We start from the raw sequence: 18,351 nt of genomic DNA on the forward strand, positions 1-18,351 counted from the left end.
GACATGGCGCGAAGAGCGTCTGCGGAAATCTGTTACAAGGAACACCGGTTTGTCAGGATCACGCTCAAGAGGTTTCCGGCCTTCGAACATGCGTCTGATGTTGCTCGCATCAGCGTGTCTGCTGCCGACAGCCTTGGGAGTGGCCGAGGCTCGCGGCACAGGCCATCATCCTGTCGTGCGTGCGGCTTCGAGTGGTAATGTGATCCAGGCCATCACGGTGTCTGGAAACAGTCGCATCGAGACCAGCACAGTCCTGTCGTACATGGTTGCCCAGCCTGGTGACACGTTCAATCAGGATGATCTGGATCGTTCGCTCAAGACCCTTTATGCGACGGGCCTGTTCAAGGACGTGACGCTGCACCGCGATGGTGGCACGCTTCAGGTTGACCTTGTCGAAAATCCAATCGTGAACCGTATTTCCTTCGAGGGAAATCACGCATTGAAGGACGAGGATCTCCGCAAGGAAATCAGCTTGCGTCCCCGGGCCGTTTTTTCCGCGCAGACGACAGCTTCCGATCGACAGAAGATTCTTAACCAGTACGCCAGCAAGGCTCGCTTTGGCGCTACGGTGACGCCACAGATCGTGAAACTGTCCCACAATCGGGTGGACGTCGTTTTCAAGATCAACGAAGCGCAGCAGACTCTCATTAACAAGATTGTCTTTGTTGGTAATCACGCATTCAGCGAAGCGCGTCTTGCGCAAGTTGTGTCATCCAAGGAGACGACCTGGTATCGCTTCTTTTCGTCGTCGGATGAATATAACCCTGAGCGCGTAAAGTATGACGCCGAGCTACTGCGTCGTTTCTATCTCCATAACGGTTTCGTCGATTTCCGTATGATCGATGCGACGGGCGAACTGTCTCCTGACCACAAGACATTTTACATTACGTTCACACTGAACGAGGGTGAACGTTACCGTCTGGGCAAGACCGAAGTCCGTTCTAACGTCCGTCATGTGACGCCGGAGATGATGCATAGCCATATCGAGCTATTCAAGCATCAGTGGTATGATGGTACCGCCATTCAGCATAACTCCACAAACATGCAGGAGTGGTTGCAGGCAACGGGTCATCCGTTTGCAATGGTGCGGTCCGAGATTGCGAGAAATCCAGAAAAGCACGTTGTTGATCTGCTGTTTGATATCACAGAAGGTCCGCATGTTTACGTCGATCGTATTGACATCAACGGCAATACGATCACCCGGGACAGTGTGATCCGCCGCAATCTTCCGATGGCTGAGGGTGACCCGTACACCCCGTTTGACCGCAAATATACCAAGCTTGCCCTTCAGGACCTTGGCTATTTCAGCACCGTTTCCGTTGATCAGACGCAGGGTTCTGCGCCTGATCGGGTGAACGTGTCTGCGAATGTTGTAGAGAAGCCAACGGGCGAATTTTCGCTGGGTGGCGGTTATTCTACTGATGTTGGTATTCTGGGTAACGCTTCTATCAAGCAGCACAACCTTCTGGGCACGGGTATTGATGCAGGCGTTTCGGGTACGGTTGCGTACTATGAAAAGCAGGCCAATATCTCGATTACGGACCCATACTTCCTAAACCGTAATCTTGTTGCGGGTGCTGACTTCTATTTCATTCAGAACAATTACCAGACGTATCAGAGCTATCGTGAAGCGCAGTACGGTATGACGCTGCGTATGGGTTATTCTTATAACCGATATCTTTCGCAGTCGTTCAGCTACACGCTCGTTGATCGTGACGTCGGTAATTTCTTCTCTGGCGATGCCGATGAGTTGGCAGCATATGGTTATGCTTACGTCCCGTCCCAGTATGTTCAGGATTCAGGTGGCTGGTCCTTGCTGTCGCAGCTGAGCACAGCGCTGACATATGATCGCCGTGACAATCGGATGAAGCCTCATAGCGGCTACATGCTGAAAATTGCCGGTGATTTCGCGGGCCTCGGTGGTAACGTGAAATACGGACGCGCTAAAATTGACGGCGCATACTATATCCCTCTTGATGATCTGACCGGCAACCATGACTGGACCGTTCAGTTTAAGGGTGGTGCTGGTTACATGGGAGACTGGAGTTCCAACAGCAACAAGAACATCATTGATAACTTCTATCTTGGTGGTCAAAACCTGCGTGGCTTCCTCCAGGGTGGTGCTGGACCGCGTTCCGGTCATATCTGCCTAAGCTACGATTCTGACGGTAAGTGCTCGAATTATCGCCCGCTGGCTGGTCAAGAAGATCTTCTTGGTGGCCGTCTGATGTATACGGCGTCTGCGCAGGTCAATTTCCCACTGCCCATGGGAGACGATCTGGGTATTTCCGGTCGTTATTTTGTTGATGCCGGTGGTCTCGCTGGTGTGCGCGTGAAACATCGTTATGACAATTATCAGAAATATGGAAACACGTCGCTCTACACGCCCATTACTGGTGATACTCTGATTCCGCGTGTTTCAACGGGTATCGGTATTTCGTGGAAGAGCCCGTTCGGCCTCGTCAATATCGATGGCGCGATCCCCATTCGTAAAGAACATGGTGACCGCCTCTACCCGATCCGTTTTGGTTTTGGTCAGCAGTTCTAACAGGATTGCTGTTCCGACCTTTTTTTCTCCAGCCCCTTTTCAAGAGGTTGTCATGTTTCTGACGTCCCTGTCGCGCGCGACATCTGTCTGTGCGCTGATGGCCGCAACGACGCTTGCTCTTGCCCCTGTTGCTCATGCCCAGTCCGCTGGGAATGGTGGCTGGTTTGTGCCCAAGACGGCACATCCTGATGTTTCGGCTCCGGCGCACCCTGTTACGCGTCGCGTGCCGGTCGAGGCTCCTGCTGATGAGCAGGGTGGTGACGATCAGGCACAGCCTACGCAGCCACAGACCCCTCCTGTTCTGCCGCTGCCCCCCATTCCAACACCTCCGTCTATCCCGAAAGCTGCCCCACCGCCGGCTGCTGTTATTGGTATTATCAACGTGCAGGGGGTTATGCAGCTCTCCTCGGCCAATCAGGAGATCCAGCAGACCCTCGGTGCGCGCCGTGACCGGCTTGCTCAGGCAGTTCAGCGGGAAGAAGCTGCATGGAGGGGGGAGCAGCAGAAGCTTCAGGCGCAGGCCCGCACTCTCACATCGGACCAGATTCAGCTTCGGGAGCGTCATCTGCAGGAGCGTCGCGCAAAAGACCAGCGCGATTTCGGCAATCAGGCCCGTATCATTCAGGAAGCCGCGCAGGTTGCATTCCACCAGATCGAGCGCGAGCTTGAAGAGGGGAATGGAATTATTGCTCAGGTCGCAGCGTCTCATAGCATGAATCTCATCATGCATGGTGAGCAGGTTGTTCTGCATGTCGGTGGTCAGGACATCACTGAAGAAGTGGCGATGCGTCTGAACAAGGTTCTGCCGCATGTGTTCATTCCCGATGACGGGGTTGATCCGGAGCAACTTGCCAAGTCTGGAAAGATGCCCACGACCGCAGATGAAGAGCGCCTGATGCATCAAGCGCCTGCTCCACAGGAAGCTGCAGCTTCGCAGCCTTCTGCTCAGCCGGATTCAGTTCTGCGCCAACATCCCTGAGGTCAGCGATCCATGGCAGTTTCTTCCACTCTCCCGGATAGTCTTCCGGGAGACCGCCGCTTCTTTCATAGGGTTGGGCCTTTTAGTCTTGCTGACCTTGCAGCGGTCTCAGGTGCCGATATCAGGGAGGCGGCAGACGGAAGGCACGGGCAGGTGTTCACCGGGGTTGCGCCGCTGCACGTGGCAAGCCCTGATGAAGTCAGCTTTCTGGATAATCGTCGTTATCTGCCTCTCCTTGAGGAGACGAAGGCAGGCGCGGTAATCCTTGGGCCAGCCTTCTCCGAAAAACTTCCAGCTCACACAGCAGGGCTGATCAGTAAGGCGCCTTATCTGGCATGGGCTCGTGTGGCCTCGCATTTCCACCCCGTTCCGTCTTCCCGCAGCGTGCGGCATCCTTCTGCCATTGTCGGTGACAACGTACAGATCGGTGAGAATGTCGAAATCGGTCCTCTGGCGGTTATCGGAGATGGCGCGCGGATTGGCGCCGGGAGCGTTATTTCAGCGCATGCTGTTATTGGCGAGAATGTCCAGATCGGAGAAAATTGCCGCATCGGGGCGCATGTTGCTGTGTCGCATTCGCTGATTGGCAATCGCGTGACGCTGTATCCCGGGGTGCGTATCGGGCAGGATGGCTTCGGCTTTGCTGTGGGGCCTGCTGGCTTTGAAACTGTTCCGCAGCTTGGTCTCGTTATCATTGAAGATGACGTTGAGGTTGGAGCCAATTCTACAATCGATCGCGGTTCGATGAAGGATACGCTGATCGGGGCTGGAACGCGCATCGATAACCTTGTGCAGATTGGTCATAATGCCCGACTGGGGCGTTGCTGCATTGTGGTGTCTCAAGCGGGTATTTCGGGCTCTACCGAGCTGGGTGATTTTGTCACCATCGCAGCTCAGGCAGGTCTTATTGGGCACATAAAGATTGGCGACAAGGCGCGCGTCGGCGCGCAGTGTGGTGTTATGTCTGATGTGGATGCAGGCGCTGATGTGATTGGCAGCCCGGCAATGCCCTTCCGTGAGTTTTTCCGAAACGTCGCGACCCTGCGCAAGATGTCGAAAAAAGACGCCTCCTGAGCTCTGTTTCGGCAGTGGATAGCGTCTTGAAGGCAGCTTTGTTAGAAGGACGCTTTCCGTTGCCCCGGTTGCAACGACTGAATAACGGCCACTAAAGGGTATGGTAAGAAGATGGATCAAGTAGAGGCCCCGGCAGAGCAGGCGCATCAGGTTCCCGAGAGCATTGATGTCCTCCAGATTATGCAGGCCATTCCGCATCGCTACCCGTTCCTCCTGATCGACAAAATGGTTGAGATCAAGGCCGGGGAGTCTGCGATCGGCGTCAAAAATGTCACGGTTAACGAGCCTTTTTTCCAAGGGCATTTTCCGGCCCGTCCTGTCATGCCGGGTGTTCTGATCGTTGAAGCAATGGCGCAGACGGCGGCTACGCTGGTTGTTCTGACGCTTGGAAAGGCATTTGAAGGCAAGCTCGTCTATTTCATGACGATCGAAGGTGCGAAGTTTCGTCGCCCCGTTGGGCCTGGCGATCAGCTGCGCATTCATGTTGTCAAGGAACGCTCACGGGCGAATGTCTGGCGCTTCAAGGGTATTGCCAAGGTTGATGACGTTTCCGTGGCTGAAGCCACCTTCAGCGCTATGATTATGGGTTGATAGATGCAGACGCCGGTAAAAAGGCCTGAGACCGCAGATATCCATTCGTCTGCAATCGTTGATGAACGTGCGCGTATCGGAGAAAATGTCCGTATTGGCCCATGGTGTATGGTGGGGCCGCATGTCACGCTTGCTGATGGGGTTCACCTGCATGCATCTGTAATCGTTGACGGACATACGACTCTTCGCGAAGGCGTCGAGGTTTATCCTTTCGTGACGATCGGTCTGGCACCTCAGGACCTGAAATATGCTGGCGAGCCGACTTTCTGCGAAATTGGTGCCGGGACTGTCCTTCGTGAGAACGTGACGATCCATCGTGGCACCGCTCAGGGAGAGGCGCTGACTCGTGTTGGCTCGAACTGTCTGGTGATGGCGAATGCTCACATCGCGCATGACTGCCTGATTGGGGACCGTGTCATTATCGTCAACAATGTCGTCATGGGCGGTCATGTTGAGATTGCCGACGATGCAAAGGTCATGGGGTCAGCGGCTTTGCACCAGTTTGTTCGTGTCGGACGTGGTGCGGTTGTCGGTGGGGTCTGCGGGGTGGAGATGGATGTCATTCCTTATGGAAGCGTCCTGGGAAACCGTGCTCGCCTCGTTGGACTAAACTGGATTGGCCTCAAGCGCTCCGGTGTCGCTCCAGACGAGATGCAGGCAATGCGACGTGCTTTTCGTGAGCTATACCCGCGTCATGGCGGCAGCGAGACGGTTCTGGAGGCCCGGATTGCAGCCGTGCGTACAGAATACGGTCATCTTCCACGTATTGCGGAGATGCTTGATTTTATGGAAGCTCCCAGTCATCGCGGCCTGACACGCGTTGCGCGCGGTGAAGGTTCTGCCGACACCGAAGGCGCATGATTGTCGCTGCGGAGGGCGTTGTTGGCATTCTCGCCGGTGGTGGCCCTCTACCTTCTCAGGTCGCCGAGCGTGTGCTGGCAGAGGGGCGGCAGGTTTTTATTGTTGGCTTTCAGGGGTTCGCTGATCCTGAGCTTCTGGCCCCATATCCGCATAAAATAATTCGTCTTGCTGCCGCGGGAGATATTCTCGGCACTCTGCATCTTCATGGGTGCACGGAGCTGGTCCTGATTGGGCCAGTTCGCAGGCCTGCATGGCGTGATATTCGTCCGGATGCAGAGGGCGCCCGTATTCTCGCAAAGCTGGGGCGCGCGATATTTTCCGGCGACGATGGTCTGCTTGGAGCGATTGTTCGTGTGCTGGAGAATGAAGGTTTTCGTGTGCGTGGTGCGCATGAATTCCTGAAGCAGCAAACCCGGCTTGAAGGAGCTTTGGGGAAAAAAGTGCCGGATGAAACAGGCTTCTCCGACATTCGGCGTGGCCTGAAAATTTTGTCGGTGATGAGTTGTCTGGATATCGGGCAAGGATGTGTTGTCCAGAACGGACTGGTTCTTGCGGTAGAAGCTCTCGAGGGAACTGATGTCATGCTTGAGCGCTGTGCTCAACTGAAGCAGGTGGATTCCGTCGGGGGCGTTCTGGTCAAGATGCCAAAGACCGGTCAGGAGCTTCGCGCTGACATGCCGACAATAGGTCCGGTAACGATCACTAATGCAGCGAGAAGCGGGCTAAGGGGGGTGGCGTTTCAGGCTGATGGAACAATCCTTACAGATCCTGCCGCCTGTATTATGGAGGCAGATCGTTTAGGTCTGTTTCTGTACGGCCTGAGCGAAAAAGAAATGAAGGAAATATCATGAGCACATTTCTGCATACCATGGTGCGTATTCGCGACATTGATCGCAGTCTGGCCTTTTACAAGCTGCTTGGGATGCATGAACTGCGTCGTAAGGAAGTGCGCGAAGGACGCTATACGCTTGTCTTTATCGGATTCGCTGATAACGATCATGGGCAGGCTGAAATCGAACTGACCCATAATTGGGATCAGGACGAGAATTATGAAGTTGGCACTGGGTTTGGTCATTTCGCTATTGGTGTTCCGGACGTCGCTGCCACGGTGGAGCTGGTCCGTCAGGGTGGCGGTAAGGTCACGCGCGAGGCAGGGCCGCTAAAGTTCGGCACCACCATCATTGCGTTTGTGGAAGACCCTGACGGCTACAAGACAGAGCTTATTGAGAAGAAGTAGTTTTTTTTAGAATTTTTAGGACACTGTCCAGTGAGTTCAGGATGGTGTCCGCGCGCTGGCGGATCTGCGGGTCCGGATGGGATGAGAGAAGATCTGCAGTCATCATGGCCGGGGCCAGTGCATTTCGCAGGTCGTGACGCAGACTACGCAGGATTTCCTGATCGCCTGATGGGTGAACTGGTTGTGGATGGCCAGATTCCGGCATTGGATGTTCCTTAACAGCATTGACATGCAAGAACGTGGTGCTTAAAAGCCCGGTTCTCATCAACGGGCGTTTCGTGCGCCCGATCGACGCACGTGTCCAGTGGGGCGGGTGCATGGATTTTAAGGATCGATGTCATGAAGCGCACGTATCAACCATCTAAGCTGGTCCGTAAGCGTCGTCACGGTTTCCGTACGCGTTCTGCGACGGTCGGTGGACGTCGCGTGCTGGCTAACCGCCGCACCAAGGGCCGTAAGAAGCTTTCCGCCTGAACCCGCACTACACACCAGGTCGCCTGAAAAAGCGGCCGCAGTTTCTGCGTGTTGCTGGGAAGGGGCGCAAGGTCGCTACTCCAGGTATGGTTACGCAGGTTCTGCAGGAAGATGGAGCCAACGAAGCTCGCGTCGGGTTTACCGTCACGAAAAAAGTTGGAAATTCTGTCATCCGCAATCGCACAAGGCGTCGTCTTCGGGAGGCGCTCCGTCTTGTTGCGCGTGAAGATGGTCTTCCCTCCGGCGATTTCGTCCTCATCGGACGTGACGGGACCCGCAAGCGGAAATTTCCGCTTCTGGTGGAAGATCTTCGAAAGGCTCTTCGAAAGGGCACCGAAAAATGATGCGTCTGGCTGGGAAAGGGATTTCTTTTCTGCTGCTGACGCTCATTGACGTTTATCGGCTGTTCATTAGCCCGCTTCTCGGAAAAAACTGTCGTTTTGATCCCGTGTGCAGCGTTTATGCATCACAGGTCATCCGAACCCATGGTCCGATAGTGGGAGCGTGGCTTACGGCGCGTCGATTGTTGCGATGTCACCCCTTTTCCAAGGGGGGGATCGATCATCCTCCTGTGCGCCATCGGTACTAAAACGCATACTGCCTATTGTTTTAGTCGCGCTTTTCGGCCAACTGAGCACAGCACTTCCCAGTGAGACGAAAGACCGGCATACGCCCGATGGACATCAAGCGCATTATTGCGGCCACAATTCTCTCGGCCCTTATCCTTATCGGTTTCGACTATTTCATGCCGAAGCCCCATGAGGATGCTCATCCAGACGCCACCAAGATCTCTGCGCCTGCGCAGCTATCATCGTCTGCGCCTTCTGTATCAGGAGAGGAGCCGGTATCCGCTCCGGAGGCTCGGCGTATTCCTGTTCAGGGAACTGACGTCGAAGGCTCGATCAATCTTCGTGGCGCCTTGCTCGATGATCTGGTTCTGACGAAGTATCGCGAGACGCTTGCGAAAGACAGTCCGCTGGTTCGTCTGCTAGACCATGATGGCAGTTCTCAGCCGAATTTTGTTGTCATTGGTTGGAATAATGCTGCCGGTTCCAACGCACGCGTTCCCGATGTGAATACGGTATGGGAAAGCAGTGACCAGAAGCTTACCCCCGATCATCCAGTGACACTGCACTGGGATAACGGTGCAGGATTACTTTTCACTATCCATGTTGCCCTTGATCAGCACTATATGTTCTCGGTTAAGCAGGAAGTCGCCAACAGTTCTGGTCAGCCTGTTGCGTTGCTGCCATTCCAGCGCGTTGAGCGAAATTACCTTCCGTCCGAGACTGGTTCCTTCACGGCTCATGAAGGACCGATTGCGGTCATGAATGGCCGCCTGCAGGATGAAAGTTACAAGAACCTGCATAAGGGGGGAGACCATCCCGATCACACCTACTGGGCGCAGTCTGGTAATGGTGGCTGGGGTGGTATCAGCGATAAGTACTGGCTGACGGCTATTGCTGCGGACCCTGATGCGCCGGTAACGGCTACATTTGGATATGTTCCCGGCGAGAAGGGATCTTATCGCATCGGTTTCGTGTCGCAGAACTCCCAGCAGATTATGCCTGGTGCTTCGCTGGCGCAGGCCAGCCATGTTTTTGCTGGTGCGAAAGTCGACAGCCTGCTTGAAGGATATGCGCATACGCTGCGTATTCCTGACTTTGACAAGGCAATTGATTTCGGCTGGTTCAGCTTCCTGACGCGCCCGATGCTGCATCTGCTTCACTGGCTTTATTCCTATCTCGGGAATTTCGGCCTCGCGCTGATGGCATTGACGCTAATTGTAAAGATTATTCTGTTTCCGCTCGCTTCTAAGGCTGCTGCATCTTCCGCAAGAATGCGTCTGCTCTCTCCGAAGGTTCAGGAGATCCGGGAGAAGGGCAAGGATGATCCTCTGGCAATGAACCAGAAGATTATGGCGCTATATCGTCAGGAGGGTGTGAACCCCGCTGGCGGCTGCCTTCCGATCCTGATTCAGGCTCCGATCATCTTCTGTCTCTACAAAATTCTGAATATCAGCATTGATGAGCGTCATGCACCGTTCTTTGGCTGGATCCGTGATCTTTCTGTTCCTGATCCAACAAATCTGCTGAATCTGTTTGGTCTGCTGCCTTTTGATCCGACCAGTATTGCACCCTATTTGCACATCAGTATCTGGGGCACGGCGCTGGGTATTACTTTCTGGCTGCTCCAGCGCCAGACGATGGTGACGATGGATCCGGCGCAGGCCAAGATCATGCAGTTTATGCCATTGGTGTATGTGTTCTTCATGTCCAGTTTTCCGTCGGGCCTGCTCGTTTATTACACTTGGAACAATCTGCTGACGTTCGCCCAGCAGAGCTATATCCAGCGTCGTACGAAGCTTCCTGTTCCGGTCACCCGTTGAAGGATAGTTTCATGAAAGAGGTTCCAAGTCCTCCGACCGAAGAGCAGATTGAAGAAGGACGCATCCTGTTTGCAGGTGAATGTGACTTTTTCTTCGGGTCTCAAAAAATCGAGCAGCTCCCTGATGCTGGGAGGCCTGAAATTGCTTTTGCAGGGCGTTCGAATGTCGGGAAATCGAGCATCATCAATGCTCTGACCGGTCGTAAGGCCCTGGCTCGAGCTTCTTCTGAGCCGGGCCGGACAAAGCAGCTCAATTTCTTCGCACTGGCAGAACGTTTGACGCTTGTGGATATGCCTGGCTACGGATTTGCGAAGGCATCGAAGGCCGTAAAGGAAGACTGGCAGAACACAATGTTCGCCTATCTCCGTGGGCGCACTACGTTGGCCCGGGTTATTTTGTTGCTAGATGCCCGTATCGAGATCAAGTCGTCTGATCTCGATGTGATAAAGCTTCTGGATCGTGCGGCAGTGGTTTTCCAGATTGTTCTGACAAAATGCGATCAGGTCCGCCCTAAGGCGCTTACTGCTAAAATTGCCGAGGTTGAGGCGCTTGCTGCCAAGCATGCGGCAGCTTTTCCCCGCATTATCCCAACAAGCAGCGAGACAGGTGAGGGTATCCCTGATCTGCGTGCAGAAATTGCCAAGTTTGCGGAACCTGCTCCGCTCCGCGCATAAGGACTGTTCTGTCGATGACCAAGACCATTCATGGCACTCAGCCCCGCAATGCCGGTGAGCCTCCAATAGCTGCAGACATGACGGATGCGCAGCAGCAGGCTGCCATCCTTGCCGGGGCGCTTCCCTATCTTCGCCGATATGCTGGTGACACCATCGTTGTGAAATATGGCGGTCATGCCATGGGTGAGGGGCGTCTTGCAGATGCTTTCGGGCATGACATTGCGCTTCTGAAGCTGGTGGGTGTCAATCCGATTGTTGTGCATGGTGGTGGTCCACAGATCAGCTCCATGCTTGAGCGACTGAAGTTGCGCTCGGAATTCATTGATGGATTGCGCGTCACTGATCAGTCCATGGTTGATGTTATCGAGATGGTCCTGTCAGGTAGCGTCAACAAGCAGGTCGCGGAACTCATCAACCGTGCTGGTGCTCTGGCTGTTGGTATTTCTGGTAAGGATGGGGGCCTGATCATGGCTCGCAAACTTGTACGGACGCGCCGGGACCCGGATAGCGAGATCGAGAAAGTGATCGATCTTGGGTTTGTTGGTGAGCCTGAGAAAATCGACCCGCGTGTTCTATATGCCTTGCTCGGCTCTGGACTGATTCCTGTGATTGCTCCTGTAGGTGTTGGTGCCGACGGCGAGACCTATAACATCAATGCGGATACTGCTGCCGGTGCCATAGCTGGTGCGGTGCATGCTACGCGCCTGCTAATGCTTACGGATGTCCCTGGCGTTCTCGATGAGCATGGACAGGTCATTGAGGAACTTACCGCCGAGGAGGCGTATCGTTTGATACGTGAGGGACAGATCACTGGCGGTATGATCCCGAAAGTTGAGACGTGCCTTCAGGCGGTACGTGCAGGGGCCAAGGCTGCCGTTATTCTCGACGGTCGTGTGCCGCATACCTGTCTGCTGGAACTCTTCACCCGGGCAGGACCCGGAACCCTGATTACAGCTTGATGTGATAATTATGGTGCTTCATGAGAGAAGCACCATAATCTATCCTGTCCCGGAACGTCGTTAAGAGCCTGAAGCGCCCGCTCGAGGAACATCTCCGGTGTGTCTGTCATTCCGGGCTCCCGGCAGACCAACCCGATATGCGCTGCAAGATGGATCGGCGGGTCGACGATTATGGGCACGCCGTGTGCAGTAATTCTTTCAGCTCGTTCAGCCGCAGCAAAACGGTCTCCGCCATCTAGCCAGAATACGAAAACGTTGCTGCTTAACCGTGCCATGACATCGGACGGACGAACGGCATTGCTCAAAAGGGCTACAGATTGCGAGAGGGCTTCTTCTTCAATCTCAAATCCGCGGGTCTCCGAAATGCTTGAGAGACCCTCAACACGCACAACCATCATGGTTGCTGCGAGATGCTCCCGATCGAGGCGGGGCATGCGTCGTACAACGCTTTCTGTAAAGCCTTGCCAGGTCAGCAGGCCGGTCGTAACGTCGAACGGAGAGGTCTGGAGCAGGTGTCGATGGACGCCGTCAAGTTCCACGTAGGCCGCAAACATCTTGCAGATTGTTGTCGCCGCCTGTGCGTCTGCTGTGGTCCAGGGGCGCGTGCGCCAGAGCATGAGAGCAATGCGCCCACGGCTTCGGATGTTTTCGCGGGTCAGCAGGATATCATACGGTTTCCGCAGAATGCGTGCTGTTCCGGTTTCTCCAGAAGGGCCGTCGCTTTCCAGTAAGGTTGAGATTTCTCGGGGAAAGGCTGCCGGACCATGGAGCACTTTGAGCCTTTCGACTGCCGTGGGAACCATAACATTTTGAAGGTCCAGATCGCCGAGGAGCGCACCTTCACAGTCAAGCAGTTCGAAAAGGTTTGTTGCGGCTGAAACCAGAGCAATATGCGGCAGAATCGTCTGCCTCAGAGCATCGATGACACTGTCCAGAAAGTGTGTTTCGCCCGGTAAAAGGGGAGGGTGCCATGCATCTGTGGCGGCCTCTTCCGATGTGGACGGCAAGACGCCATCGGGAATGATGACAAGCGTTCCAAGGGTGCCACTGAATTGCCCCTGCGCGTTCCAGTTGGGCTCACAGGATAGGAGTGCCTGAAAAACATCACCCGATGCGGCCTCTGTCTGGACGACATGGCGGGTATAGGAGGATGCGCATTGGAAGCGCCAGTTGTTATCCCACAGAGCGGTAATATGCTGTCCGACCAGATCAGATGTGTTGTGATCAAGCCAGCTTTTGGGTTCCAGCATCACAATGTGACCGGAACTGTCTGTCTCAAAGATCAGATCAACAGCCTGCCGTGCGAGATTTCTCCATCGGGCTCGGCTTTGTAATGTTGAGGAAAGAACTGCCATGGGATCGCTGCTATTCGGCAGTCCGGGCTTTGAGGGGATATTTTTAGGAGACGGAAACAGCTGAAAGGCTTCGGTCATGCTGTACTGTACCCCGCAAGATAACTGGCGAAACGATAGATTGGCAGCTTTATATCGGGGTTATGGTAAACGATTGGTTAAATATGTCTGTGTTGCAGAGGTGGCAGAACAACCGTTGACACGCAGAGCCGTGATCCGCATGGTCCGGCAGTTTTCTGCTTCTTTTTCCGGATAACCCGCCGATGCCGCATGATGCTCTCCGTTCGACTGTCGAAGCCCTCTGGGAACGTCGTGATACACTAAGTTCACAAACCGAAGGGGCTGATCGCGAAGCCATTGAGACGGTCCTGAAAGGACTGGATTCCGGCACGCTTCGCGTTGCAGAGCCCGGTGCTGATGGATGGATCGTGCATGAGTGGCTGAAGAAAGCGGTTCTGCTGTCCTTCCGTCTTCACGACAGCCGTGTGATGGAGCGTGGTTGTGGTGGTGAGGCAGCCTTTGATAAGGTTCCCTTGAAGTTCAGTGGCTGGGACCAGTTCCGCTTTGCCGAAGCAGGTTTCAGAGCGGTTCCGGGCGCAATCGTTCGACGCTCTGCCTATATTGCTCCGGGCGTCGTTCTGATGCCGAGCTTTGTGAATGTTGGTGCACGCGTTGATAGCGGCACAATGGTCGATACGTGGGCCACGGTGGGCTCCTGTGCCCAGATCGGAAAGAACTGCCATATCAGTGGTGGCGCCGGTATTGGCGGCGTGCTTGAACCCTTGCAGGCCGCGCCGGTGATCATTGAGGATAACTGTTTCATCGGCGCGCGCTCCGAAGTGGCAGAGGGCGTGATCGTTGAACGTGGATCGGTTCTGTCTATGGGTGTCTTTATCAGCGCTTCCACGAAAATCGTAGACCGAGTGACGGGCGAGATTTTCATGGGACGTGTGCCTGCCTATTCGGTGGTCGTGCCTGGTACACTTCCGCCCAAGGCCCCGGGCCTGCCGTCACTTGCCTGTGCCGTAATCGTCAAGCGTGTGGATGAGCGGACACGCTCCAAGACATCAATCAACGACCTGCTGCGCGACTGACATCATGACTACTTCATCTTTTCCGGTGGATCCTGTGACGTTGTCTCAGGATCTGCTGCGCTGTTGCTCCGTAACACCTGCTGATGATGGTGCGCAGGCGCTGATAGCTGGCATGCTGGAAAAGATGGGATTCGAAATTTTTTCTCTGCCCTTCGGTCCCGAGGATGCACCGACACCAAACCTGTTCGCAAGGATCGGCTCGGGCTCACCATCGCTATGCTTTGCCGGACATACGGACGTTGTGCCACCCGGAGAAGGGTGGTCACATGCTCCATTTTCCGCAGAGATCTCGGACGGTCTTTTGTTCGGGCGTGGCATTGCAGACATGAAAGGTGGCGTCGCGTGCTTTATCGCAGCGGTCGCCAGAATTCTGCAGGAACGGCCTTTGAAAGGCTCCGTTTCACTCCTGATTACAGGCGACGAAGAAGGGCCTGGCCATTTTGGGACCCGGCCTGTCATTGAGTGGCTTTCCCAGCGCAATGAGTTGCCGGATTTCTGTCTGGTGGGGGAGCCAACCAACCCTGCTGTTTTGGGTGAGACGATAAAGATCGGCCGTCGGGGTAGCATGAACGCCGAAATTGTCGTGACCGGCGTGCAGGGGCATGTCGCATATCCTCATCTGGCCGATAACCCGGTCCATCGTCTGCTTGCGTTACTGGCTGAGCTCACAAACAGAACTCTGGACACAGGAACAGAGTGGTTTGCAGCATCTTCTCTTCAGGTGACGAGTGTTGATGTTGGGAATGCAGCCACCAATGTCATTCCGGGCACAGCTTCTGCCAGGCTCAATATCCGGTTCAACGATTTACATACCGGCGCTGTATTGTCCGACTGGTTGCGTGAGGTGACGGCACGTCATGCTCCGGGTGCCGAAGTGAAGATTGCCATCAGTGGTGAAGCTTTTCTGACGGAGCCGGGCACAGCGGTGCAGCATCTTTCTGCGGCTATTACAGCTGTCACCGGGCGGGAGCCGTGCCTTGATACTGGCGGTGGTACGTCTGACGCGCGTTTCATTTCGCGTTATTGCCCCGTTGCTGAATTTGGTCTTGTGGGTGCGACGATGCATAAGCGTGATGAGCATGTTGAAGTTTCGACCCTGGAAGACCTGACACAGATTTATATGACATTTATGGAGAATTTTGGCTTGTGAGACCTGGAACCCCGGACGTCAGGCCACCTTCTGCCGGCATGAGCATTCCTTTGGGAGTCTGGCTCCTTGGTCGCGGTCGCGGGCAAGGCATGAACTGTTTCGGGACAGGCTCTCAGGCAGTCCTGTCGGCCTTGGCACCTACTCTCGCGGTGTCCCTGATTGGTCTCATCATGGCTTTCCTGCTGCCTTCAGGGCAGCACAAGATGGGCTTTACGCGTGCGCTCGTTCCCTTGGTGTGCACTTTGATACAACTGGTTGTGTCGGAGGTTTATGCCCAGCATCTGGGGCGTCAGGGCTTATGGACGCGCTATGCCACGGCGTCACTCTGGTGTGGCTGGTTGCCTCTCATGCTGATGATCGTGGTGCAGGGCGTGCTGAAGCTGGTCTTTCCGGGGCTGGCAGACAGCGCTGCGTCCCTCTCCGGGGTTGCTCTGGGTATTCAGTGCTACAGCCTGTGGCTGACCTGGTATGTGACTCGCGTCGGGCTTGCAGTGACGTCCCTGCAGGCTGTGATCATGACCGTATTGCAGACTGTGGTGGCGTCTGGCGTGTTGGTCCTGCTCTGGATACTGCCGCCACATTACAACGCGCTCGTGGATATGTTCGGTCCCGGCTTTTGATCGGGCGGCCCCGACAGGACATTTACTCCTTCCGGAATGGGTCTTCCGGGTAGCCAACTTCCATCAAACATAGACCATCAGGTGGTGCGGTGGGCCCTGCCGCACGGCGATCGCGAGCGGCAAGTGCCTCTGCCATGCGCTCGTGATGCCATTGTTTCGTCCCTACAAGTGCCAGTGACCCAACCATGTTGCGGACCTGATGATGCAGGAACGAGCGGGCCTGTGTATCTATGATAACGAGTTCACCCTCACGCCGGATACTCAGAAGCTCAAGGGTGCGTACAGGGCTCTTGGCCTGACATGCGGTCGCGCGGAATGATGTGAAATCGTGTCGTCCAAGCAGGTGATCAGCGCCCCGTTGCATGATCTCAATGTCAATCGGGCGCTTTACATGCCACGCCTGATTTATCTGAAGCACGGGGCGGCTTGCCCTGTTGATGATGGTGTAGCGATACCGCCGCCAGACTGCTGAGAAACGTGCGCTCCACTCCAGATCGACAGGAGCCGCTTCCAGAACAACGACACGATGCGGCTTGAGGAAGTAGCTCATACCGTCACGGATCTGGCGAATATCCAGTCGTGCATCTGCCGGGAAATCGAGGTGCACGACAATACCTGCGGCATGAACGCCCGTGTCTGTCCGGCCTGCTGTGACGGAAGCGACAGGGCGATCCCCAACGATACGCGCTGCTGCAGCTTCAATGACGCTCTGGACGGACAGGCCCTCTGTCTGTTTCTGCCATCCGATGAAACCTGAACCATCATATTCAACACGAATGGCCCAACGTGCGATATCAGCCAAGTGTCGTGCCTTTCGGCAGTGGTTGACCACGTAGAAACTCAGCCGCACTCATCATGCTGCGACCAGGCTTCTGGAGCCGCTCGATGCGCAGTGCGCCGGTTCCGCAGGCAACAGTCAGGCTGTCGTCGATCGTCTGCCCTGGCGTCCCGGAAAGACCATGAACTGGAGTAGCGGCGCCAATTTTCAGGACAGTGCCATTGAGTGATGTAAAAGCGCCGGGCCACGGGGTGAAGCCGCGTATCTGGCAATCAATCTCAGTGCTCGTGCGTGTCCATTCGATGCGCCCGTGATCACGGGTGAGGCGCTCGGCATAGGTTACGCCATCGGCTGGTTGTGGAACCGGGGTGGGTTGCTCGGCAAGGGCGCGTACGATCAGGCGACCACCGATTTCGGACAGTCTGTCGTGCAGAGTGCTGCCTGTGTCGGTGTCGGTAATCTCGGTAGCTTCTTCAAGCAGGACCGCACCTGTATCAAGGCCTTCGTCCATCTGCATGATGGATACGCCGCTCTTGCGGTCACCCGCGACAATGGCTGACTGTATGGGGGAGGCACCACGCCAGCGCGGCAGAAGGCTTGCATGAATGTTCAGGCAACCAAGTCTTGGGGCGTCCAGCATTTCTTTGGGCAGGATCAGGCCATAGGCTGCGACGACCGCAGCGTCGGCATTGAGCGCTGCGAAGGCTGCATGTTCTGCCTTGTCGCGGCGGACGCGCGCCGGAGTTCGGACTTCGATGCCCAGCGTTTCGGCGGCTTCGTGCACGGGCTGGCGACGCATCGCTTTGCCTCGACCTGCGGGGCGAGGGGGTTGCGTATAGACTGCCACGATTTCATGGCCCGCGTTGATAAGGGCGTGGAGTGCCGGAACGGAAAAATCCGGCGAGCCCATGAAAATCAGCCGCATCGTGTGATCAGCGCCTTTTCTGCTCTTTGGCCAGTCGGCGCATGATCATGTTGCGCTTGATTGCGGAGAGATGGTCAACGAACAGAATGCCATCCAGATGGTCCATCTCGTGCTGGATGCAGGTTGCCAGAAGATCCGAAACCTCACGTTCGCAGGTATCACCGAGAAGGTTTCGGTAGCGCACGCGCACAGATTCGGGCCGGACGACTTCGGCGTACTGGTTCGGGAGGGACAAGCATCCCTCTTCACGGGCGGCTAACTGCTCCGATTCCTCGATGATCTCCGGATTGATGAGAACCATTGGAGCGCGCTCCTTGTCCTCATCGGTAACGTCCACGAGCGCGAAACGCAGTCCGAGGCCCACCTGAGGCGCAGCCAGACCGATGCCGGGTGCTTTATACATTGCAGAGAACATGCCAGGCAGCTGGTCACGCAGGAGGGCCATGTCCTCAGGGCGCACTTCACGGGCCACCTGACGCAGGACGGGCTGGGGGGCGATCAGGATCGGGGTGGGTGCCACCTCGTCGATGCCGTTCAGGAAATCGAATTCGCTCATGCTCTGCGATGTAGCGAGCGCGAGCGTTAAACGCCAGTCTGTGAGGCGTTTTCGTTGGGAAAACTTGCATAAGAGGGCGTGTGCCCCATA

21 protein-coding genes are annotated in these 18,351 nt (G+C 55.5%); 16 read left to right on the plus strand and 5 right to left on the minus strand.

The features are described 5' to 3' along the window. Window positions 1-88: 88 nt before the first annotated feature. The 7 genes from bamA to gloA all read left to right on the plus strand — a co-directional run bounded on the left by bamA (window position 89) and on the right by gloA (window position 7,290). Window positions 89-2,548, plus strand: coding sequence for an outer membrane protein assembly factor BamA (bamA, locus tag GWA01_RS02320; RefSeq protein ID WP_146793623.1), 2,460 nt, complete (start codon window positions 89-91; stop codon window positions 2,546-2,548). 52 nt (window positions 2,549-2,600) lie between these two features. After that, complete coding sequence (locus tag GWA01_RS02325; protein ID WP_146793625.1) at window positions 2,601-3,527, plus strand: OmpH family outer membrane protein; 927 nt, start codon at window positions 2,601-2,603, stop codon at window positions 3,525-3,527. 12 nt (window positions 3,528-3,539) lie between these two features. Beyond that, entirely contained in the window at window positions 3,540-4,601 is a 1,062-nt protein-coding gene (gene lpxD / locus GWA01_RS02330) for a UDP-3-O-(3-hydroxymyristoyl)glucosamine N-acyltransferase (protein WP_146793627.1), read from the plus strand. 111 nt (window positions 4,602-4,712) lie between these two features. Further along, window positions 4,713-5,192, plus strand: coding sequence for a 3-hydroxyacyl-ACP dehydratase FabZ (fabZ, locus tag GWA01_RS02335; protein ID WP_146793629.1), 480 nt, complete (start codon window positions 4,713-4,715; stop codon window positions 5,190-5,192). Between the two features lie 3 nt (window positions 5,193-5,195). Further along, complete coding sequence (gene lpxA / locus GWA01_RS02340) at window positions 5,196-6,053, plus strand: acyl-ACP--UDP-N-acetylglucosamine O-acyltransferase (RefSeq protein ID WP_146793631.1); 858 nt, start codon at window positions 5,196-5,198, stop codon at window positions 6,051-6,053. Beyond that, complete coding sequence (locus tag GWA01_RS02345; RefSeq protein WP_146793633.1) at window positions 6,050-6,904, plus strand: LpxI family protein; 855 nt, start codon at window positions 6,050-6,052, stop codon at window positions 6,902-6,904. The genes lpxA and GWA01_RS02345 overlap by 4 nt, the downstream gene beginning before the upstream one ends. After that, window positions 6,901-7,290: a lactoylglutathione lyase gene (gene gloA / locus GWA01_RS02350; protein ID WP_146793635.1), complete on the plus strand. Its 390-nt coding sequence runs from the start codon at window positions 6,901-6,903 to the stop codon at window positions 7,288-7,290. Before GWA01_RS02345 ends, gloA begins: the two co-directional genes overlap by 4 nt. Here gloA and GWA01_RS13350 read toward each other — a convergent pair. Continuing rightward, on the minus strand, window positions 7,274-7,609 hold the full coding sequence (locus tag GWA01_RS13350) for a histidine kinase dimerization/phospho-acceptor domain-containing protein (protein ID WP_371858421.1): 336 nt from the start codon (window positions 7,607-7,609) through the stop codon (window positions 7,274-7,276). The two genes, gloA and GWA01_RS13350, sit on opposite strands and share 17 nt — an antisense overlap. Before the next feature lie 20 nt (window positions 7,610-7,629). Between GWA01_RS13350 and rpmH the strand changes: the two genes are divergently transcribed. The 6 genes from rpmH to argB all read left to right on the plus strand — a co-directional run bounded on the left by rpmH (window position 7,630) and on the right by argB (window position 11,786). After that, window positions 7,630-7,764: a 50S ribosomal protein L34 gene (gene rpmH, locus GWA01_RS02360; protein ID WP_146793638.1), complete on the plus strand. Its 135-nt coding sequence runs from the start codon at window positions 7,630-7,632 to the stop codon at window positions 7,762-7,764. Then, complete coding sequence (gene rnpA / locus GWA01_RS02365) at window positions 7,761-8,108, plus strand: ribonuclease P protein component (protein ID WP_228118432.1); 348 nt, start codon at window positions 7,761-7,763, stop codon at window positions 8,106-8,108. The genes rpmH and rnpA overlap by 4 nt, the downstream gene beginning before the upstream one ends. Next, window positions 8,108-8,353 (plus strand): membrane protein insertion efficiency factor YidD, encoded by a 246-nt coding sequence (yidD, locus tag GWA01_RS02370; RefSeq protein ID WP_186819486.1) that lies wholly within the window; start codon window positions 8,108-8,110, stop codon window positions 8,351-8,353. The genes rnpA and yidD overlap by 1 nt, the downstream gene beginning before the upstream one ends. 87 nt (window positions 8,354-8,440) lie before the next feature. After that, window positions 8,441-10,153 (plus strand): membrane protein insertase YidC, encoded by a 1,713-nt coding sequence (gene yidC, locus GWA01_RS02375; protein WP_146795433.1) that lies wholly within the window; start codon window positions 8,441-8,443, stop codon window positions 10,151-10,153. An 11-nt stretch (window positions 10,154-10,164) separates the two neighbouring features. Then, the gene (yihA, locus tag GWA01_RS02380; RefSeq protein WP_146793643.1) at window positions 10,165-10,827 is read left to right on the plus strand and encodes a ribosome biogenesis GTP-binding protein YihA/YsxC; all 663 of its coding nucleotides are present in this window, start codon (window positions 10,165-10,167) and stop codon (window positions 10,825-10,827) included. Between the two features lie 77 nt (window positions 10,828-10,904). Continuing rightward, a complete protein-coding gene (gene argB / locus GWA01_RS02385) occupies window positions 10,905-11,786 on the plus strand; it encodes an acetylglutamate kinase (RefSeq protein WP_228118433.1) in 882 nt (293 codons plus the stop codon). 8 nt (window positions 11,787-11,794) lie between these two features. On the opposite strand, the gene GWA01_RS02390 is transcribed toward argB, so the two are convergent. Beyond that, a complete protein-coding gene (locus GWA01_RS02390) occupies window positions 11,795-13,141 on the minus strand; it encodes a GGDEF domain-containing protein (protein ID WP_186819430.1) in 1,347 nt (448 codons plus the stop codon). Window positions 13,142-13,401: 260 nt separating this feature from the next. On the opposite strand from GWA01_RS02390, the gene dapD reads away from it, so the two are divergent. From dapD to GWA01_RS02405, 3 genes are read left to right on the plus strand one after another with little or no spacing between them, the layout of a single operon-like run. After that, window positions 13,402-14,232 carry a 2,3,4,5-tetrahydropyridine-2,6-dicarboxylate N-succinyltransferase gene (gene dapD / locus GWA01_RS02395; RefSeq protein ID WP_146793648.1) on the plus strand — a complete coding sequence of 277 codons (831 nt, stop codon included), beginning with the start codon at window positions 13,402-13,404 and terminating at the stop codon, window positions 14,230-14,232. 4 nt (window positions 14,233-14,236) lie between these two features. Beyond that, window positions 14,237-15,382: a succinyl-diaminopimelate desuccinylase gene (gene dapE, locus GWA01_RS02400; protein ID WP_146793649.1), complete on the plus strand. Its 1,146-nt coding sequence runs from the start codon at window positions 14,237-14,239 to the stop codon at window positions 15,380-15,382. A gap of 38 nt (window positions 15,383-15,420) precedes the next feature. Next, a complete protein-coding gene (locus GWA01_RS02405) occupies window positions 15,421-16,002 on the plus strand; it encodes a hypothetical protein (RefSeq protein ID WP_146793651.1) in 582 nt (193 codons plus the stop codon). 22 nt (window positions 16,003-16,024) lie between these two features. On the opposite strand, the gene truA is transcribed toward GWA01_RS02405, so the two are convergent. Genes truA through def form a run of 3 tightly spaced genes read right to left on the minus strand, consistent with a single transcriptional unit; the run spans window position 16,025 to window position 18,261 of the window. Then, a complete protein-coding gene (gene truA / locus GWA01_RS02410; RefSeq protein WP_146793653.1) occupies window positions 16,025-16,804 on the minus strand; it encodes a tRNA pseudouridine(38-40) synthase TruA in 780 nt (259 codons plus the stop codon). After that, the gene (fmt, locus tag GWA01_RS02415; protein ID WP_146793655.1) at window positions 16,797-17,705 is read right to left on the minus strand and encodes a methionyl-tRNA formyltransferase; all 909 of its coding nucleotides are present in this window, start codon (window positions 17,703-17,705) and stop codon (window positions 16,797-16,799) included. The genes truA and fmt overlap by 8 nt, the downstream gene beginning before the upstream one ends. A gap of 7 nt (window positions 17,706-17,712) precedes the next feature. Further along, window positions 17,713-18,261 carry a peptide deformylase gene (gene def, locus GWA01_RS02420; RefSeq protein ID WP_146793657.1) on the minus strand — a complete coding sequence of 183 codons (549 nt, stop codon included), beginning with the start codon at window positions 18,259-18,261 and terminating at the stop codon, window positions 17,713-17,715. Window positions 18,262-18,351 lie beyond the last annotated feature (90 nt).

The sequence above is a fragment of the Gluconobacter wancherniae NBRC 103581 genome, from assembly GCF_007988885.1.
In the GTDB taxonomy this organism is placed as follows: domain Bacteria; phylum Pseudomonadota; class Alphaproteobacteria; order Acetobacterales; family Acetobacteraceae; genus Gluconobacter; species Gluconobacter wancherniae.

Bases quoted from the DNA above. Each gene is read 5' to 3' on its own strand.
- bamA (WP_146793623.1), top strand. From the start codon at position 89: ATGCGTCTGATGTTGCTCGCATCAGCGTGTCTGCTGCCGACAGCCTTG.
- GWA01_RS02325 (WP_146793625.1), top strand. From the start codon at position 2,601: ATGTTTCTGACGTCCCTGTCGCGCGCGACATCTGTCTGTGCGCTGATG.
- lpxD (WP_146793627.1), top strand. From the start codon at position 3,540: ATGGCAGTTTCTTCCACTCTCCCGGATAGTCTTCCGGGAGACCGCCGC.
- fabZ (WP_146793629.1), top strand. From the start codon at position 4,713: ATGGATCAAGTAGAGGCCCCGGCAGAGCAGGCGCATCAGGTTCCCGAG.
- lpxA (WP_146793631.1), top strand. From the start codon at position 5,196: ATGCAGACGCCGGTAAAAAGGCCTGAGACCGCAGATATCCATTCGTCT.
- GWA01_RS02345 (WP_146793633.1), top strand. From the start codon at position 6,050: ATGATTGTCGCTGCGGAGGGCGTTGTTGGCATTCTCGCCGGTGGTGGC.
- gloA (WP_146793635.1), top strand. From the start codon at position 6,901: ATGAGCACATTTCTGCATACCATGGTGCGTATTCGCGACATTGATCGC.
- GWA01_RS13350 (WP_371858421.1), bottom strand. From the start codon at position 7,609: ATGCACCCGCCCCACTGGACACGTGCGTCGATCGGGCGCACGAAACGC.
- rpmH (WP_146793638.1), top strand. From the start codon at position 7,630: ATGAAGCGCACGTATCAACCATCTAAGCTGGTCCGTAAGCGTCGTCAC.
- yidD (WP_186819486.1), top strand. From the start codon at position 8,108: ATGCGTCTGGCTGGGAAAGGGATTTCTTTTCTGCTGCTGACGCTCATT.
- yidC (WP_146795433.1), top strand. From the start codon at position 8,441: ATGGACATCAAGCGCATTATTGCGGCCACAATTCTCTCGGCCCTTATC.
- yihA (WP_146793643.1), top strand. From the start codon at position 10,165: ATGAAAGAGGTTCCAAGTCCTCCGACCGAAGAGCAGATTGAAGAAGGA.
- argB (WP_228118433.1), top strand. From the start codon at position 10,905: ATGACGGATGCGCAGCAGCAGGCTGCCATCCTTGCCGGGGCGCTTCCC.
- GWA01_RS02390 (WP_186819430.1), bottom strand. From the start codon at position 13,141: ATGGCAGTTCTTTCCTCAACATTACAAAGCCGAGCCCGATGGAGAAAT.
- dapD (WP_146793648.1), top strand. From the start codon at position 13,402: ATGCCGCATGATGCTCTCCGTTCGACTGTCGAAGCCCTCTGGGAACGT.
- dapE (WP_146793649.1), top strand. From the start codon at position 14,237: ATGACTACTTCATCTTTTCCGGTGGATCCTGTGACGTTGTCTCAGGAT.
- GWA01_RS02405 (WP_146793651.1), top strand. From the start codon at position 15,421: ATGAGCATTCCTTTGGGAGTCTGGCTCCTTGGTCGCGGTCGCGGGCAA.
- fmt (WP_146793655.1), bottom strand. From the start codon at position 17,705: ATGCGGCTGATTTTCATGGGCTCGCCGGATTTTTCCGTTCCGGCACTC.
- def (WP_146793657.1), bottom strand. From the start codon at position 18,261: ATGAGCGAATTCGATTTCCTGAACGGCATCGACGAGGTGGCACCCACC.